The following is a 17,163-nucleotide window of genomic DNA, read 5'->3' as shown; positions in this document are numbered from 1 at the left end:
TCCCGCTGCCCCGCGTGCTGACACGACGCGGGCTCTTTGGTGAACGTGAGGTGTCGGGTTTGTGAATGCGTCAGCCTGGCGTGCTGGTTCTTCATCCGGCGGCGTGTTGTTAACCGTCCGTTGGCGTGGCGTTGGGCGCCCGCTAGGAATGTATTCCTAGCTTTGCGGCGTGCCTGCAAGTACCGCCGACCCGATCAGGGTCACCGTCCTCGCCGACTCGGACACCCGATGGAAATGGGGTGCGCTGACGGCCCGCCGTATCGCCCCCCATGCGCGGCTCGATGCCCGCCTGCTCCGCGGGCGTGCGACGCCGACCGAGCGCCAGCTCTCCGAGGTCGGCATCCCCGCGGACTCCATGCGCGAGGTCACGGCGGCCGAGTTCCTGGCCACGACCAGCCGCGACACCGCGGACGTGGTCGTTCTGTCCTGTGTCGGCGGCAGCGTCCAGGCCATGCTGCACGGTCTCGCCCGCGCCTGGGAGGGCAGCCCTCACCGGCCGGTGGTCGTCACCGGCTATGTCGGTGTCGTTTACGAGAAGCTCGCCGACGGCCTCCTGCTGCGCTCCGGTGCCGACGCGGTGCTGGCGAACAGCGCGCACGACGCCGACCGCTTCCGCGCGGTGTACGAGGGCGTCGGGGCGGACGCGGGATCCATCGTGGAGACCGCGCTGCCGTTCCTGGAGGGCACCCCGTACGAGCCCTCGGCGGACCGGCCCTTCACCGTCGTCTTCGCGGTCCAGCCGTCCGTCCCGGACAGCCGCAAGGACCGCCTGTACCTGCTGCGCCGCGCGGTGGACCACGCGCGCTTCCACCCGGACCGCGAGGTGCTGGTCAAGCTGCGCAGCAAGCCCGGCGAGCACACCACGCACATCGAGGAACAGCCGTACCAGAAGCTGGTCGCCCGGCTGGACCCGCCCAAGAACCTGAAGCTCGTCTACGGGCACATGGGCGAGGTGCTGGACCACACGGATCTGCTGGTCACGGTCAGTTCCACGGCCGCGCTGGAGTCGATGCACCGCGGCATCCCGACCGCGATCCTCACCGACCTCGGCATTCGCGAGTCGCTGGGCAACCACCACTTCCTGGGTTCCGGCGCCTACGCCTCCTGGGACCACATCGACGCGGGCCAGGTGCCCCGCGTGCGCCCCGCGTGGGCCCGTGCCCAAGGCATCGCCTCGGACGGCGACCCGTTCCGTACTGTCCGTGAGCGCGTCGCCGCGCTCACCGCGGAGAACGAGCTGCCGCCGCTCGCGCCGTACTACACCACCGCCACCGCACCCGGTTACCTCCCCGGAGTCCTCGCCCGGCACAGCCTGGACCCGAAGGGCGAGCCGCTGCCCGGTGCCGCCGTGGAGCCCGTCGAGCCGAGCGCGCTGCGCCGCGCGGTCCGCGATTTCGCGCGCAACTCCGCGCGCACCGCGTACCGCCAGGGCGTTCAGCGCGTCGCGCCCGTGATCCGCCGATGGGGCCAGCTGTGAGTCCCCTGAAATCGCAAGGAGCCCCCATGCCAACGGTGCTGGCCGTCATTCCCGCCCGAGGCGGGTCGAAGGGCGTACCCGGCAAGAACCTCGCCCCCGTCGGCGGCGTGCCGCTGGTCGCCCGCGCCGTGCGCGCCTGCCGCGAGGCCGAGCTGATCACCGACGTGGTCGTCTCCACCGACGACCCCGAGATCGCCGACGCGGCCCGCGCCGCCGGCGCCGAGGTCGTACTGCGCCCGGCGGCCATCGCCGGCGACACCGCGACCAGCGAGGCCGCGGTCCTGCACGCCATGGACGCCTACCAGGCGATGTCCGGGGTCAGCGCGGACGTCGTGCTGCTCGTGCAGTGCACCAGCCCGTTCATCAGCACCGAGGACGTCAACGGGGTCGCCGCCGCGGTCGTCCAGGACGGCGCCGACACGGCTGTGACCGTCGCGCCGTTCCACGGCTTCATCTGGCGCGACGCCGCCGACGAGATGGGCGCCGCCGCCGCCGCGACGGACCAGGTCGGCGCCGCCTCCGGCACCGGCGAGGCCCGTACGGCCCTGGCCACCACCACGGGCGGGTACGGTGTCAACCACGACAAGGCGCACCGCCCGCGCCGCCAGGACCGCCCGCAGGACCTGCTGGAGACCGGCGCCGCCTACGCGATGCGCGTCGAGGGCTTCCGGGAGGCCAAGCACCGGTTCTTCGGCCACACCGCGCTGGTGCGCACCGACCCCGCCCGGGTGCTGGAGATCGACGAGCCGGACGACCTGTCCCGCGCCCGCGCCCTGGCCCCGCTGCTCGACCCCGCGACCGGCTCCGCCGCCAGGACCGACGAGTCCGCGGCACCGGCCGCCCTGCCGACCCGCGCCGACATCGACGCGGTCGTACTCGACTTCGACGGCACCCAGACCGACGACACGGTGCTGGTCGACTCCGAGGGACGCGAGACCGTCACGGTGCACCGTGGTGACGGGCTCGGGATCGCCGCCCTGCGCGACAACGGACTCCCCGTCCTGATCCTGTCCACGGAGACCAACCCGGTCGTCGCCGCACGGGCCCGCAAGCTCAAGGTCCCCGTGCTCCACGGCATCGACCGCAAGGACCTCGCACTGAAGCAGTGGTGCGAGGAGCAAGGTATCGCCCCCGAGCGGGTCCTTTACGTCGGCAACGACGTCAATGACCTCGGCTGCTTCGCGCTCGTCGGCTGGCCGACCGCCGTCGCCAACGCGCACGACGTGGTCAAGGACGCGGCCCGTTCCATCACCGCAACGCCCGGAGGGCGCGGTGCGATCCGCGAGGTCGCCTCGTGGATCCTCGGCCCCTCTCTTTCCCGAAGGGAACTCTCCCAGTGACCACCACCCCCGCCCGCCTTCGTCCGATCGGCGACCGCCTGGTCGGCCCCGGCCAGCCCGTCTACGTCACCGGCGAGATCGGCATCAACCACAACGGCTCCCTCGAGGACGCCTTCGCCCTGATCGACGCGGCCGTGGAGGCCGGCGCCGACGCTGTGAAGTTCCAGAAGCGCACCCCGGAGATCTGCACCCCCCGCGACCAGTGGGAGATCGAGCGCGACACCCCGTGGGGCCGGATGACCTACATCGACTACCGCCACAAGGTGGAGTTCGGTGAGGAGCAGTACCGCGCCATCGACGAGTACTGCGTCAGCAAGGGCATCGACTGGTTCGCCTCCCCGTGGGACGTCCCCTCGGTCGAGTTCCTCGAGAAGTTCGAGAACGTCCGGGTCCACAAGGTCGCCTCGGCCTCGCTGACCGACGACGAGCTGCTGCGCGCCCTGCGCGCCACCGGCAAGACGGTCATCCTCTCCACGGGCATGTCCACGCCGAAGCAGATCCGCCACGCGGTGGAGGTCCTCGGCAGCGACAACATCATCCTGTGCCACGCCACGTCGACGTACCCGGCGAAGCACGAGGAGCTGAACCTGCGGATGATCAACACGCTGCAGCGTGAGTTCCCGAACGTTCCGGTCGGCTACTCCGGCCACGAGATCGGCCTGCAGACCACCCTCGCGGCGGTCGCCCTGGGTGCCGTCTTCGTCGAGCGCCACATCACCCTGGACCGCGCGAACTGGGGCTCCGACCAGGCCGCCTCCGTCGAGCCGCAGGGTCTGGACCGCCTGGTCCGCGACATCCGCATCATCGAGTCCGCGCTCGGCGACGGTGTCAAGAAGGTCTACGAGGGCGAGCTCGGCCCGATGAAGAAGCTGCGCCGTGTGCCCGGCGTCATCGCCGAGCAGGAGGCGGCAGCAGCTGCCGACGCCGAATCGGTGTCGGCCTGATCCATGGGCGACAGCGGCACTCTGGCACTCGTAGAGAGCCCCGTTCAGCTGCTCAACGTGCTGGAGTGGGCGCATGTTCACCCGCCCGCGGTGCCCACACCGCGACCCGGGGCGGCTTCGGCCGCCCCGGGCCCGGTGGCACCCGGCCGGCCCCTCACCGTGGTGGCTCTCGCCCCGCGCGACCCCATGACGCGCGGGCAACTGCGCCGCATGGCGGAACTGGCGTTGGACGAGGGCATCGTGGTCCGCTGGTGCGAGGCGCGCTCCTCCCGGGGCTCCCTGCTGCGCACCGCGGCCGAACTCACCCCGGCTCTGCGCTCCGCGGGCCGGGTCGTCCTCGGTGACCCCTTCTCCCGGCTGGTGCAGGTCCTCCTGCCGCTCACCCGGGCGCGGGAGATCATCGTCGTGGACGACGGCACCGCGACCATGGAGTTCACCGAGCTGCTGACCAAGGGCGCGCGGCTGGTCCGCTGGCACCGCAGCGGCCGGCGCCCCTCCCCGGCGGACGCCGCCTTCGGCGTCTTCGCCTCGGCCGCCCGGCGGCGTCTCACCCCGGGCCGCGGCCGGCAGGTCGAGCTGTTCAGCTCGATGCCCGCCTCGCCGCCGTCCGGCATGGCACTGCGCGCCAACCGGTTCGCGTGGACGCGGGCCCGCTTCGGTCCGCCGACCGTCAGCGCCGGCACCGACATCGTCGGCACCTCCCTGGTGGAGACCGGCGTCGTCGACCTGGAGCGGTACATGACCGCGGTCGCGATCCTGACCAGGAGCCACGGCGCGACCCGCTACTTCGCGCACCGCCGTGAGAGCGTCGACAAGCTCCACCGGCTCTCCGTCGAGACCGGTCTGGAGATCGTGCGGCCCGACCTGCCCCTGGAACTGGTCGCCAGGCGGGGGCCGATCGGCCACACCATCTTGAGTTTCCCCTCCACGGTCGTGCACACCCTCCCGCTCGCGCTGGAGGGCACCGGCGTCAAGATCCAGGTCTGCGACGTCGACCCGGAGTGGCTGACCGACTCGGCCTCACCCCGGGCGCAGAGCTTCCTGTCCGGCATCACCGGCACCGCCCGCGACCTGCACGGGCTCGCGTCGGTGGTCTCCGGGCAGCCCACGGTCCTCGCGCCCTGACACCGGCACCGCGGACGTCGTCGTCCATGAGGCGCCTCAGCGCGTCATGGACGACACGTCCATCGGTGTCGGCAGCGAACCGCCACTGATCTGCGCGGCCAGCAGGCCGGCTGACGCGTGCGTGAAATTGCCGGTGATGACCGCGGTCCCCCCGGGGATCGCGGTGTTCACCGCGGGGGCGGACAGCACCGCGCCGTCCAGCACCATGGCGAACTGGTTGGTGGGGCTCGTCTGCCCGGCCAGCCGGCCGGTGACCTCCTGGAACGTCGTCGCACCGGCGGAGGTCAGCCGCAGCTGGATCTGCCATCCGGGGCCGGTCTTCTGGTCGAAGACCGCCTTGGCGCTGCTGATCTCGGTGCCGTTGAGTGCGACCGGCTCGAGCAGGTACTTCGTACGGACCCCGCCCACGACTTCGGTGGCGCACGCCACCGCCCGCTCCCCGGGGCCCCGTTGATGATCCGTACGGCCGGCGGCCGCCGAGCAGTCGAGCGCCTGGAACTCCGCGACCCCGGCCCCTGCCTCGGGGGAGGGCACCCCGTCGGCGGACGGTGCGACCGCGACCACCGGCCGGAGCACGAGTACCGCCGGTTCACCGAGCGAGGCGAGCTGCTTGGCGGTGGCACCCCGTGCGGTGACGGTGACCTTGCCGTCGGCCGCGTGCACCGCGACGTCCCGGAGACCGACACCCTCGGCGCGGCGGCGCATCAGGTCGGCGGTCCGCCGCAACCGCTCCTCGCCCAGGGGCTCGCGCGGGATGAACACCGTCGTTGTGCGGGGGCCGTCGCCGCCCTTGTCCGCGACGGGATGCCCGGCCGGCGAACAGGCCGCGAGAGCGCCCGTACAGCCGAGCAGCAGGGCGAGCGCCGTGATCCGGCGCCGGCGCTCAGCCACCGGTGATCGCCCGCACACTCGCGTGCACCGCGGTGACGAGGCCCGTCAGCGCGGTGGCGTCGCCGAGGAGAGCCCGGAGCCGGGCGAGGCGCCGTTCGACGCGCTCACCGTCGGGCTGCCCGGCGGCCACTTCCCGGGCCAGGGCCTCCGCCTCGGCGCGCGCCGCCTCGGTGTCCTCCCACGTCTCCAGCCGGCGCGTCAGTTCGCCGAGGGCGGCGAGCGCGCCGTCGGCGGCCGTGGATCCGGGTCCGGTGCGATGGGCGACGGCGCCGTCCCCTGCGGCCAGTGCCGAGTCGCCGACCCTGGCGTTCCCGCCGATGACGATGCCGTGGTTGGCCCGCGGTTCGCCCGTCCCGGTCATCGCGTGCCACCCCCCTCGCCGGGGTCCGCGGCCCACTGCGGCCCGGGGGCGGTCGAGAGCGCCGCCGCGCCGGCCCCGGCGGCGATGCTGCCGCTCATGGATCCTCCGGTCATCATGATCCCCTGGTTGAGGATGACGTTGCGGTGCCGCGTCAGATCGCCGAGGTCCAGACCGTGCTCGGCGAGGAACTCGGCGACGGTGCTGAGGACCTGCAGCTCGATCTGCTTGCCGATGCGGTTGACGTCCACCCGCTGGAAGAAGTCCCGGAAGGCGTGCGAGGAGGCGAGCTCGCGGAGGCTGAGCCGGGCCCCGAAGTCGTACCGCCGGTCGTCGGACATCGCCGTGCGCTGAGCCTGGAGGGCGCGCTGCCGCCGGGCGGGTGCGCGCAGTTCCGAGAAGGCGGCGGCCGGCGCGGACTGCAGCACCGAGCGGCTGTGCAGGAGCGCGTCGGCGAGTCCCGGAGCGGCGCGCTCCCCGTCCCGGAGGTCCCGGGGGTCCTGGAGGTCCTCGGGGCGCGCGACCGAGTCGGCCACCCGGTACTCCTCCTTGACGGGCGTGAGCACCAGGGTGTTCGCCTGCAGATACAGGGTCGCCGCGCTCACGGCGACCTGCACGAAGACCGACAGCACCAGATCCGTGCCCCAGCTGCGCACCTGGGCGCACAGGCAGTGCCGCACCGGTCCGTCGACGGTGCCCCGGGCGGTGGCGATGCGCTCGGAGGAGAGCTGGTCGGCGGGCCTGCCCTCGGGCGGCCAGTGCCCGGCGGCGCCCGGCCAGAACACCGCCTCGCCGAACAGGGCGTTCTGCCGCAGTTCTGTGCCGTGGACGAAGACCTTCTCGGTGACCTCCAGCCCGGGGACGCGGTCCGCCGCGAAGGCCGCTCCGGAGCCCGCGCGCAGCGCGTCCAGGTCGTCGGCCATCCGCCGGACCAGGCCGGCGGTGTCGAAAGGCACCGGGGGCGGCTCGGCGCCCGCGCCCGGCTCGTGCCCGTCGGGGGCCAGCCGCATGGCGAACGACCAGGAGTTGACCTCGTCGCCGGCGCCGACGAAGGGGCGGTAGCCGCTGTAGACGACGAGGTTGGCGTCCCCGCCGACCGAGGACTGCGGCAGCCCGGCCGCCTCCCGGTCCAGGGGCGGGGCGCCGGAGGCGGAGCGGAACGCCTCCCGGGTCAGTTGCTCGCGGATCGCCTTCCACGTGCGGCCGCGCTGCTCCCAGGTGAACACCCAGGGGCAGACGACCAGGAGGACCAGCGTCAGCAGAAAGGTGGCCACCGGGACGTCGTTCAGCCATACCGGCACCAGCGGGGTCAGCCGGCCGGCGGCGAGCAGCACGAGGATCTGCAGGGCCAGTGCCCGCAGGACGGCCAGGACGGCCGGGTCGCGCGGCCGCTCCCGCCCGCGCACCCACCGGGGCGCGGCGGAGCCGTGCGGTGTGCCGCCCGGCAGGAAGGCGGTGGCGAACCAGTACACGACGGTGGCCACCGGGGCCAGCAGCAGCGACACCAGGAAGGCGCCGCCGACGACAAGGTCGCGTCTGCGCAGGTCCCGCAGGGTCTGCTCGGCGTGCGTGCCCACCCGGTCGAGGTCGACACCGTAGGAAGGGGCGCAGGCGCGGTAGCGCTCGTGCCGCAGTTCGTGCACCACCCGGCGGGCGAAGCCCTCGTCGAGGCGGGCGCCCGCGCACATGTAGCGGGTCGAAGCGCCCCAGTCCTCCTCGCCGGTGCCGCCGCTGCCCGGCCGGTACCCGGGGGCGGGCGCCTGGCGCGGTAAGGGCGGCGCGGCCGCCGGGCGCGGGGGCGGGGGCTTGGGGGCGGTCCCCGCGCCGCGGGCGGCGGACTCTTCCCTGCTGCCCTCCCCGGCCTCCCTGCTGCCCTCCCCGGCGCGGTCCTCGATGCCGGTCCCGGTCGTGTTCCCCGGGCTCCCGGCACCCGGGTATCGCGATGTCACACGCCCCACCTCATCTCCCCTGTTCCCACCAGTGTGGGCGCCCCCACAAGTCCCGAAAAGGTGGGGGATGTGTGAAAACCAGGCGCGCTGGGGCGCTGCGAGGCGCGAGGGGCGCACAGGGGCGCGTGTTCCGGCTGTCGGGGGCGTTCCGCTGCGCGCAAGCCGTGCGTAACCGATCAGTCACCCGAACCAGGTTGCCTTGCTCCATGGCAACGGCACCGAGGCCCGCGCGGCGCATCGCGGTTCTCGCGGACAGTGCGCTGGAGCGCGACTCACGGGCGCACCGCGTGGCGGCGGCCGCCGCCGAGGCGGGGTACGAGGTCACGATCATCGGCCGGGCCGCCCAGGGCCGGGGATGCCAGGACTGCCAGGAGGACGGGGACGGCATCACGCCCGAGGGCGTGCGCCTGATCCGTGTCTCCGTCGCCGAGACCCTGCACCGCAGGCGCCTGCAACGCCCCCGTCCGGGCCTGCTGCGCGCACTGGCCTACCGCAGTGCGGAGTCGTACGCGCACCGCAACGCCTTCGTGGCCGCCCACACGGCCCTGCTGGCCTCCCGCCAGGCCGAGCTGGACGTGATCTACCGCCCTTTACCGGTGAAGGCCGCCGCCCGGCTCGGCCACGGCGGGGCGCGTCTGCAGCACGCGGTGCGCCGGGCCTGGACCGCCCTGCGCTCGGCGCAGTACCGCGCCGCCGTCCGCCGCAGGGCGACGCCCGGCGGGCTGCTGGACCGGCTGTCCACCGCCACCACGCGCCTGGTGCTCGGCAAGCGCTGCTGGCGCCGGCTGGACCCGCTGCTGCTCGACCTGGAGATCGCCTACGGACCAGTCCTGGACGAGCTGCGCCCGCACCTGGTGCACGCCCTCGGGCACCGCACCCTGGGCACGGCCGTCCGCGCCGCGCTGCGGGCGGAGGGCACCGGGCACCGTGTCGAGGTCGTCTGGGACACCACGGCCAAGACCGAGCCCAGCCACCGGGCCGCCGTCGCCCGTGACGCCCACGAGCGCACCTATGTGCCGCTCGTCGACGGCGTCGTCACCGTCGCCGAGACCTACGCCGACCGGCTGCGCGAGCGCCACGGCCTTGCCGCGCGCCCGGCCGTGGCGCGCAACGCCCCGCCGTACGAGACTCCGCCGTCCTCGGCCGCCTCGTCGCGTTCCGGGGTCCGCGACCGCTGCCACCTGGCCCCCGAGGTCCCCCTCCTGGTCCACAGCGGCGCGGTCGGACCGGCCCGCGGCCTGCTCACGGTGATCGAGGCGCTGCCCAAGCTGTACGACCTGCACGCGGCCCTGGTCGTCCCCGATCCCGGCGACGCCTTCGTGCGGATCCTCACCGACCGCGCCGCGGAACTCGGCGTCGAGGGCCGGCTGCACGTGCTGCCCTATGTGCCGCCCGCCGACATCCCGCGCTTCCTGGCCTCCGCGGACATCGGCGTCCTGCCCGTGCACCGCCTGCCCGCGCACCAGGTGGCCCTGCCGGCCCGCTACTTCGAGTACGCCCACGCCCGTCTGCCCGTGGTCGTCAGCGATGTGCGGGTGCTGGCCCGGCCGACGCTGGAGATCGGCAACGGCGAGGTCTTCCGCTCCCTGGACACCGCCGACTTCGTACGCGCCGTCGGTGCCGTACTGACCAATCCGCGGCGCTACCGGAAGGCCTACGACCGAGGCGACACCCTGCGTGACTGGTCCTGGCAGACGCAGTCCGCCCCGCTCATGGACCTCTACTCCCGCCTGCTGGGACCGCGCTGACCCCGTACCTCCGCACGGCGCCGCCACCTGGGTCCCGGGTGACGCCGCTCACCGAGCGTTGCCTCGCGACGGGGCGATCGTTGAGCCACTATGGAGTGGCGAGGGGTAAACCGTATTGATACCCCTGTACGGAACCGGGTACGCACCGAACGGGGGAGTTTTTCTTCCTCGCGCGGAATGAATTTACGGCGATCCAGTGATCGGGAGTGCAGATGCGGTCTAGCCTGTCGGAGGTGAACGACTCACCCTCCGAACCCTCCGGAAGCCCTGTGTCAGCGGCCCCCACCGTCCCCGCCGCGCCGGACGACGCCCTTTTGGGTGTGCTCCCCGAGCGCCTGCGGACGGAGCTCGTGGCGTTCCGGCGGGATGTGCACATGCATCCCGAGCTGGGCCGCCAGGAGTTCCGCACGACGGCCGCGGTGAAGGCCCGCCTGGAGCAGGCCGGTCTCAGGCCCCGCGTCATGCCGGGCGGGACGGGCCTGATCTGCGACATCGGGGACACGGACCCGGAGCGGCCGCGGCTGGCCCTGCGCGCCGATCTGGACGCGCTGCCGATCCCGGACACCAAGCGGGTCGACTACCGCTCGACGGTTCCCGGCCGGGCGCATGCCTGCGGCCACGACGTGCACACCACGGTGGTGCTGGGCGCCGGCCTGGTGCTGGCGGAGCTGCTGCGCGAGGGCAAGCTGCGGCGGCCCGTGCGGCTGGTGTTCCAGCCGGCCGAGGAGGTCATGCCGGGCGGAGCACTGGACGCCATCAAGGCGAACGCGCTGGACGGCGTGGGACGCATCCTTGCCGTGCACTGCGACCCCAAGGTCGACGTCGGCCGGATCGGGCTGCGGCAGGGGCCGATCACCTCGGCGGTGGACCGCCTCGAGCTCTCCCTGGACGGCGCGGGCGGCCACACCGCCCGCCCCCACCTGACCACCGACCTGGTGACGGCCACCGCCAAGATGGCCACCGAGCTGCCGGCCGTGCTGGCCCGCCGGGTGGACCCGCGGTCCGGGATGAGCATCGTGTGGGGACGTATCGAGGCCGGCCATGCCTGCAACGTCATCCCGCAGCACGCCGAGCTGGAGGGCACGGTCCGCTGCCTGGACCTGACCGCCTGGCACGAGGCCCCGGACCTGGTGCACGAGGTGATCGACCAGATCGCCGGCATGTATCGCGCCAAGTGGGAGCTGACGTACCACCGCGGGGTCCCGCCGGTGGTCAACGAGCACGATTCGACGGAGCTGCTGCGCGACGCCATGACGGCCCGCTACGGTGCGCACACCGTTGAGGACACCGAGCAGAGCCTCGGCGGGGAGGACTTCTCCTGGTACCTGGAGCAGGTGCCGGGCGCCCTCGCGCGGCTCGGAGTGCGTCCCGTGGGGGACACCGCCAAGCGTGATCTGCATCAAGGTGATTTCGACGTCGACGAGGGCGCGATCAAGGTCGGGGTGGAGCTCTTCACCTCCGCTGCGCTGCTGGCATGACGGTGGGTGACCCGGCTGTCACGGCCGGGTCACCTGGCCGAAATGCGTCGATCCGATAACGGGCCGCCAACCCCCCTTTACCTGACATCTACGCGCGTTAAGCTCCGGGTTAAGCCAGCCCCGGACGGGGCGCTTCTAGTGAAGGGGTCCCTCTTGCGCCGGGTAACCAAGTTCGCCGCCGCGGGCATAGCCTCCGCGGCTCTCGCGCTCACCGCGACCGCGTGCGGCAGCAGCTCCAAGGACACCGACAGCGACAGCGACAAGAGCGGCAAGCTCAAGGTCGGTGTCGCCTACGACGTGGGTGGTCGTGGCGACCACTCGTTCAACGACTCCGCCGCCGCGGGCCTGGACAAGGCCAAGACGGACTTCGGGATCGACGTCAAGGAGCTCACCGCGAAGACCTCGGACACCGAGGCCGACCGCGAGCAGCGCCTCGAGGACCTGGCGGACGCGGGCTACAACCCGGTCATCGGTGTCGGCTTCGCCTACGGCGACTCGATCAAGGCCGCCGCCGCGAAGTACCCGAAGACCACCTTCGCGATCGTCGACTCCGTCGTGGACGCGAAGAACGTCGACAGCATCGTCTTCACCGAGGAGCAGAGCTCCTACCTCGCCGGTGTCGCCGCCGCGCTGAAGACCAAGGACAACAAGGTCGGCTTCATCGGTGGCGTGGACATCCCCCTGATCAACAAGTTCGAGGCCGGCTTCCGCCAGGGCGTCACGGAGACCAACCCGAAGGTCAAGGTCACCTCGCAGTACCTGACCAGCGGCTCGGACCTGTCCGGCTTCTCCGACCCGGCCAAGGGCAAGGCGGCCGCGCAGGGCATGCTCGACAAGGGCATCGACGTCGTCTACGCCGCGGCCGGCTCCTCCGGCAACGGCGCGATCGAGGCCGTCGCCGGCAAGACCGGCGCCTGGGCGATCGGTGTCGACTCCGACCAGTACGCGCAGACGGGTCTGGTCAAGTACCAGAAGTCGATCCTGACCTCCGCGCTGAAGAACGTGGACGTCGCGGTCTACGACGCGGTCAAGTCGGTCAAGGACGGCGCCCCGCTCACCGGCACCCAGAGCTACGACCTCGCCAAGGACGGCGTGGGCCTGGCCACCAGCGGCGGCTTCATCGACGACATCAAGTCGCAGCTGGACGCGGCCAAGCAGAAGATCGTCAGCGGCGACATCAAGGTCAACACGACCGTCAAGTGACGCCCGGTCTCCTCTGAGTCACGGTCGCGAGGCTCGGTGGGGGATAGCCCAGGCTCTCCCTCACCGGGCCTCGCGCCTGCGTTCAGCCCATTTCGGTCCCCAGTGGTTTCTGTTCTGACTCGCACCACTACGGATCTGGCAACGCTACGCGTATAGAGCTCCCTCCTCGCGGTACGTTCGCCACACCCGCCCCGCCCCGCTCTTTTCCGCGAGGAGAGTGCGTCATCAACGCGTCCAGCACCCCCAGTCCCCCTAGCCCCCTCAGTCCGCATGCCGTCGAACTGCGCGGCATCACCAAGCGATTCCCGGGTGTCGTGGCCAACCACGACATCGACATCACCATCCACCGCGGCACCGTGCACGCCCTCGTGGGTGAGAACGGCGCCGGCAAGTCGACCCTGATGAAGATCCTCTACGGCATGCAGAAGCCGGACGAGGGCACCATCACCGTCGACGGCGAACAGGTCACCTTCCACGACCCCGGCGACGCCATCGCCCGCGGCATCGGCATGGTGCACCAGCACTTCATGCTCGCCGACAACCTGACGGTCCTCGAGAACGTCGTGCTCGGCAGCGAGAAACTCTTCGGTATCGGCGGCCGCGCCCGTGCCAGGATCAAGGAGATCTCGGACGCCTACGGCCTCGGAGTGCGGCCGGACGTCCTGGTGGAGGACCTCGGTGTCGCCGACCGTCAGCGTGTCGAGATCCTCAAGGTCCTCTTCCGAGGCGCCCGTACGCTGATCCTCGACGAGCCGACGGCGGTCCTGGTCCCGCAGGAGGTCGACGCCCTCTTCGGCAACCTGCGCGGTCTGAAGGCCGAGGGCCTCACCGTCATCTTCATCTCGCACAAGCTCGGCGAGGTGCTCTCCGTCGCGGACGAGATCACGGTCATCCGGCGCGGCACCACCGTCGGCTCCGCCGACCCGAAGACCACGACCCCCAAGCAGCTCGCGGAACTCATGGTGGGCAGCGAGCTGCCGTCGCCGGAGACCCGCGAGTCCACGGTCACCGACATCCCGATGCTGACCGTGGACGGTCTGCACCTGTCGGAGACCGACCTTGAGGGCATCGAGCGCGTCGTCCTGGACCGGATCTCCCTGACGATCCACAAGGGCGAGATCCTGGGCATCGCGGGCGTCGAGGGCAACGGCCAGGCGGAACTGGTCGAGGCGATCATGGGCATCCTCCCGCCCGACGCCGGCCGGATCACGCTCGGCACCACGGACATCACCCACCTCCCGACGCGCAAGCGCCGCGAGGACGGCATCGGCTACATCCCCGAGGACCGCCACCGGCACGCGCTGCTGCTGGAGGCCCCGCTGTGGGAGAACCGCATCCTCGGCCACGTCACCGAGCGCCCCAACAGCAAGGGCGGCCTCCTGGACCCGGCCGCGGCCCGCCGCGACACCGAGCGGATCGTGCGCGAGTACGACGTCCGCACCGCAGGTATCGAGGTCACCGCCGCGTCCCTGTCCGGTGGCAACCAGCAGAAGCTGATCGTCGGCCGGGAGATGAGCCATCAGCCCCGGCTGCTCATCGCCGCCCACCCCACCCGGGGTGTGGACGTCGGCGCGCAGGCCCAGATCTGGGACCAGATCCGTGAGGCCCGCCGCGACGGCCTGGCCGTGCTGCTGATCTCCGCGGACCTGGACGAGCTGATCGGGCTGTCCGACACCCTGCGTGTCATGTACCGCGGCCGCCTGGTCGCCGACGCCGACCCCGCCACCATCACCCCGGAGGAGCTGGGCTCCGCGATGACCGGCGCCGCCGCCGGCCGTCTCGAGCACGAGAACGGCGACGCCGCGCACGGGGAAGAGGACCGATGAAGAAGATCGACAAGGAGCGGCTGCTCCTCGCCGTCGCCGCACCCGTGCTGGCGATCGTCGCCTCGTTCGTGATCACCGCGCTCGTGCTGCTGGCCACCGGCAAGGAGCCGTTCGGCGCCTTCAGCACGATGATCGACTACGGCTTCAAGAGCGACAGCCAGGTCGAGATCATCAACAAGGCCAGCTACTACTACATCGCGGGTATCGCGGTCGCCGTCGGCTTCCGCATGAACCTGTTCAACATCGGTGTCGAGGGCCAGTACCGGCTGGGCGTCTTCTTCGCCGCCGCGGTCGGTGGGGCGGTGACCCTGCCGAGCTTCCTGCAGATCCCGCTGATCATCGTCGTGGCCATGGTGGTCGGTGGCGTGTGGGCCGGCATCGCGGGCCTCCTGAAGACCACCCGCGGCGTCAGCGAGGTCATCTCGACCATCATGCTGAACGCGATCGCGCTGTCCATCCTGGGCTTCTTCCTCAAGGCCGGCCGGCTCGGCCACCTCGACAAGGCGCAGACCTCGGTGTCGACCACGCCGCTGCCCTCGTCGGGCCACCTGTTCAACTTCGACATGGGTGAGGACATCGGCCAGATCTACGGCTTCGTCGTCCTCGCCGTGATCATCGGCGTCGGCTACTGGTTCGTGCTGGGCCGCACCCGCTTCGGCTTCGACCTGCGCAGCGTCGGGATGTCGGAGAGCGCGGCCACCGCGAGCGGTGTCAGCGTCAAGCGCATGGTGGTCATCAGCATGCTGATCTCGGGCGGCCTGGCCGGCCTGACCGGTCTGCCGCTGCTGCTGAACGACGTGCACGCCTACGGTGCCGACCTCTTCCCGGCCGGTATCGGCTTCACCGGCATCTCGGTGGCGCTGCTGGGCCGCAACAACCCGGTCGGTGTCGCGCTGGCCGCACTGCTGTGGGGCTTCCTGGAGCGCGGCTCCGGCCGCCTGGAGTTCGACGGCTACGACAAGGAGATCGTCGGCGTCATGCAGGGCGTCATCGTCCTGTGCGTCGTCATCGCCTACGAGCTCGTCCGCCGCTACGGCCTCAAGCGGCAGCAGCAGAAGGTCGGCGAGCAGCTCGCCGCCCAGGCGCGCACCAAGAAGGAGGTGACGGCGTGACCGCCACGACGACCCACACCCCGCCGCCCGCGGCTCCCAAGGCGGCCGGCACCAAGGGCCGCAAGGTCCGCCTCTCCTTCCCGGTGATCCTGCTGATCATCGCCGGCGCGCTCGCGCTGGTGTCGGTCGTGCGGATCGTCACGGGCCAGGACCAGCTCACCGCACAGGGCCAGATCACCGCGGCCCTCGGGCTCGCGGTGCCGATCGGTCTGGCCGGTCTGGCCGGTCTGTGGTCCGAGCGCTCCGGCGTGGTCAACATCGGCCTCGAGGGCATGATGATCCTCGGCACCTTCTTCGGTGCCTGGGCGGGCTGGCAGACCAACCCCTGGATCGGCGTCCTCGCCGGTGTCGTCGGCGGCGCGGTCGGCGGTCTGGTCCACGCGGTCGCCACCGTCACCTTCGGCGTCGACCACATCATCTCCGGTGTGGCGATCAACATCCTGGCGCTCGGCGCGACGCAGTACCTCGCCAAGCTGTGGTTCACAGGCGGCGAGGCGGCGGCCAAGGGCGGCAACCCCAAGCAGTCGCCTCCGGTGGACTCCCTGCCGTCGTTCGACATCCCCGGGCTGTCCGACTGGCTGAGCGGCATCGAGAAGCACGGCTGGTTCTTCGTCTCCGACCTCGCGGGTGTCATCGGCGGCCTCGTCACCGACGTCTCGGCGCTGACGATCATCGCCGCCGTGCTCTTCGTGGCCAGCTTCTACCTGCTGTGGCGCACGGCGTTCGGCCTGCGGCTGCGCTCCGCCGGTGAGAACCCGGTGGCCGCCGAGTCGCTCGGCGTCAACGTGTACCTCTACAAGTACGTCGCTGTGATCGTCTCCGGTGCCCTCGCCGGTTTCGGCGGCGCGTTCCTGGCGATGGTGCCCACGCACATCTACCTGGAGAACCAGACCGGCGGCCGCGGCTACATCGGTCTCGCCGCGATGATCTTCGGCAACTGGCGGGTGGGCGGCCTCGCCGCCGGTGCCGGCCTGTTCGGCTACTCCGACGCGCTCCAGCTGCGCAACGGCGGTCCCACCGTCCACGCGCTGCTGCTGCTCCTGGTGATCCTGGTGGTGCTGCTCGGCGCCTGGAAGCTGTGGAAGCGGAACGTGTGGCAGGGCGTGGCCAGCCTGGCCGTCGGCGCGCTGGTGCTGGTCTGGTACCTGCTCACCGACGAGGTCCCGGCCGAGTTCGTCGGCGCGACCCCGTACGTCGTCACTCTGCTGGTGCTCTCCCTGTCGGCGCAACGCCTGCGCATGCCCAAGGCTGACGGTATGCGCTACCGAAAGGGTCAGGGGAAGTGACCGGCACCGCGGGCCCGGCCGACCCCACCGGGGTCGACTGGGAAGGCCTGCGGGCGCAGGCCCGGGACGCCATGTCCCGGGCCTATGTGCCCTACTCCCACTTCCCGGTGGGAGCGGCCGCCCTGGTGGACGACGGCCGTGTCATCGCCGCGTGCAACGTGGAGAACGCCAGCTACGGCCTCGGCCTGTGCGCCGAGTGCGGGCTGGTCTCGCTCCTGCACGCGACGGGAGGGGGCCGGCTCGTCGCGTTCACCTGCGTCGACCGCAACGGCGACCAGCTGATGCCGTGCGGCCGCTGCCGGCAGCTGCTGTGGGAGCACGGCGGCCCCGATCTGCTGGTCGAGATGTCCGACGGCATCCGCACCATGCGGGACGTCCTGCCCGACGCGTTCGGCCCGGACGACCTGACCAACCGTTAAGAAGGTA

Annotated in this window: 14 protein-coding genes; 11 read left to right on the top strand and 3 right to left on the bottom strand. The window is 71.8% G+C overall.

Going from position 1 to position 17,163, the window contains the following annotated elements:
• The first annotated feature begins 169 nt into the window (after nucleotides 1-169).
• The 4 genes from RV983_RS14855 to RV983_RS14840 are packed head-to-tail and all read left to right on the top strand — an operon-like array spanning nucleotide 170 to nucleotide 4,886.
• Entirely contained in the window at nucleotides 170-1,477 is a 1,308-nt protein-coding gene (locus RV983_RS14855; RefSeq protein ID WP_475986271.1) for a DUF6716 putative glycosyltransferase, read from the top strand.
• Between the two features lie 26 nt (nucleotides 1,478-1,503).
• Entirely contained in the window at nucleotides 1,504-2,817 is a 1,314-nt protein-coding gene (locus RV983_RS14850) for a cytidylyltransferase domain-containing protein (protein ID WP_475986270.1), read from the top strand.
• Nucleotides 2,814-3,761 (top strand): N-acetylneuraminate synthase family protein, encoded by a 948-nt coding sequence (locus RV983_RS14845; protein WP_475986269.1) that lies wholly within the window; start codon nucleotides 2,814-2,816, stop codon nucleotides 3,759-3,761. The genes RV983_RS14850 and RV983_RS14845 overlap by 4 nt, the downstream gene beginning before the upstream one ends.
• 3 nt (nucleotides 3,762-3,764) lie before the next feature.
• Nucleotides 3,765-4,886 (top strand): hypothetical protein, encoded by a 1,122-nt coding sequence (locus RV983_RS14840; protein WP_475986268.1) that lies wholly within the window; start codon nucleotides 3,765-3,767, stop codon nucleotides 4,884-4,886.
• 36 nt (nucleotides 4,887-4,922) lie between these two features.
• Here RV983_RS14840 and RV983_RS14835 read toward each other — a convergent pair whose 3' ends face one another.
• The 3 genes from RV983_RS14835 to RV983_RS14825 are packed head-to-tail and all read right to left on the bottom strand — an operon-like array spanning nucleotide 4,923 to nucleotide 8,084.
• The gene (locus RV983_RS14835; RefSeq protein ID WP_475986267.1) at nucleotides 4,923-5,777 is read right to left on the bottom strand and encodes a SecDF P1 head subdomain-containing protein; all 855 of its coding nucleotides are present in this window, start codon (nucleotides 5,775-5,777) and stop codon (nucleotides 4,923-4,925) included.
• Nucleotides 5,770-6,138 carry a hypothetical protein gene (locus RV983_RS14830; protein WP_475986266.1) on the bottom strand — a complete coding sequence of 123 codons (369 nt, stop codon included), beginning with the start codon at nucleotides 6,136-6,138 and terminating at the stop codon, nucleotides 5,770-5,772. The genes RV983_RS14835 and RV983_RS14830 overlap by 8 nt, the downstream gene beginning before the upstream one ends.
• Nucleotides 6,135-8,084 carry a hypothetical protein gene (locus tag RV983_RS14825; protein WP_475986265.1) on the bottom strand — a complete coding sequence of 650 codons (1,950 nt, stop codon included), beginning with the start codon at nucleotides 8,082-8,084 and terminating at the stop codon, nucleotides 6,135-6,137. Before RV983_RS14825 ends, RV983_RS14830 begins: the two co-directional genes overlap by 4 nt.
• A 206-nt stretch (nucleotides 8,085-8,290) precedes the next feature.
• Between RV983_RS14825 and RV983_RS14820 the strand changes: the two genes are divergently transcribed.
• From RV983_RS14820 to RV983_RS14790, 7 genes are all read left to right on the top strand, one after another.
• On the top strand, nucleotides 8,291-9,832 hold the full coding sequence (locus RV983_RS14820; RefSeq protein WP_475986264.1) for a glycosyltransferase: 1,542 nt from the start codon (nucleotides 8,291-8,293) through the stop codon (nucleotides 9,830-9,832).
• A gap of 233 nt (nucleotides 9,833-10,065) precedes the next feature.
• Nucleotides 10,066-11,310 (top strand): amidohydrolase, encoded by a 1,245-nt coding sequence (locus RV983_RS14815; RefSeq protein ID WP_475986263.1) that lies wholly within the window; start codon nucleotides 10,066-10,068, stop codon nucleotides 11,308-11,310.
• A 153-nt stretch (nucleotides 11,311-11,463) separates the two neighbouring features.
• Nucleotides 11,464-12,513 (top strand): BMP family lipoprotein, encoded by a 1,050-nt coding sequence (locus RV983_RS14810; RefSeq protein ID WP_475986262.1) that lies wholly within the window; start codon nucleotides 11,464-11,466, stop codon nucleotides 12,511-12,513.
• Nucleotides 12,514-12,737: 224 nt separating this feature from the next.
• Nucleotides 12,738-14,339, top strand: a complete 1,602-nt coding sequence (locus tag RV983_RS14805) for an ABC transporter ATP-binding protein (protein ID WP_475990330.1) — start codon at nucleotides 12,738-12,740, stop codon at nucleotides 14,337-14,339.
• Nucleotides 14,336-15,451, top strand: a complete 1,116-nt coding sequence (locus tag RV983_RS14800) for an ABC transporter permease (RefSeq protein WP_475986261.1) — start codon at nucleotides 14,336-14,338, stop codon at nucleotides 15,449-15,451. The genes RV983_RS14805 and RV983_RS14800 overlap by 4 nt, the downstream gene beginning before the upstream one ends.
• A complete protein-coding gene (locus RV983_RS14795) occupies nucleotides 15,448-16,737 on the top strand; it encodes an ABC transporter permease (protein ID WP_475986260.1) in 1,290 nt (429 codons plus the stop codon). The genes RV983_RS14800 and RV983_RS14795 overlap by 4 nt, the downstream gene beginning before the upstream one ends.
• Nucleotides 16,734-17,156: a cytidine deaminase gene (locus RV983_RS14790; protein WP_475986259.1), complete on the top strand. Its 423-nt coding sequence runs from the start codon at nucleotides 16,734-16,736 to the stop codon at nucleotides 17,154-17,156. Before RV983_RS14795 ends, RV983_RS14790 begins: the two co-directional genes overlap by 4 nt.
• Nucleotides 17,157-17,163: the final 7 nt, after the last annotated feature.

It is taken from the genome of Streptomyces sp. RLA123, from assembly GCF_056270165.1.
This window is presented reverse-complemented; position numbering and strand designations above follow the sequence as displayed.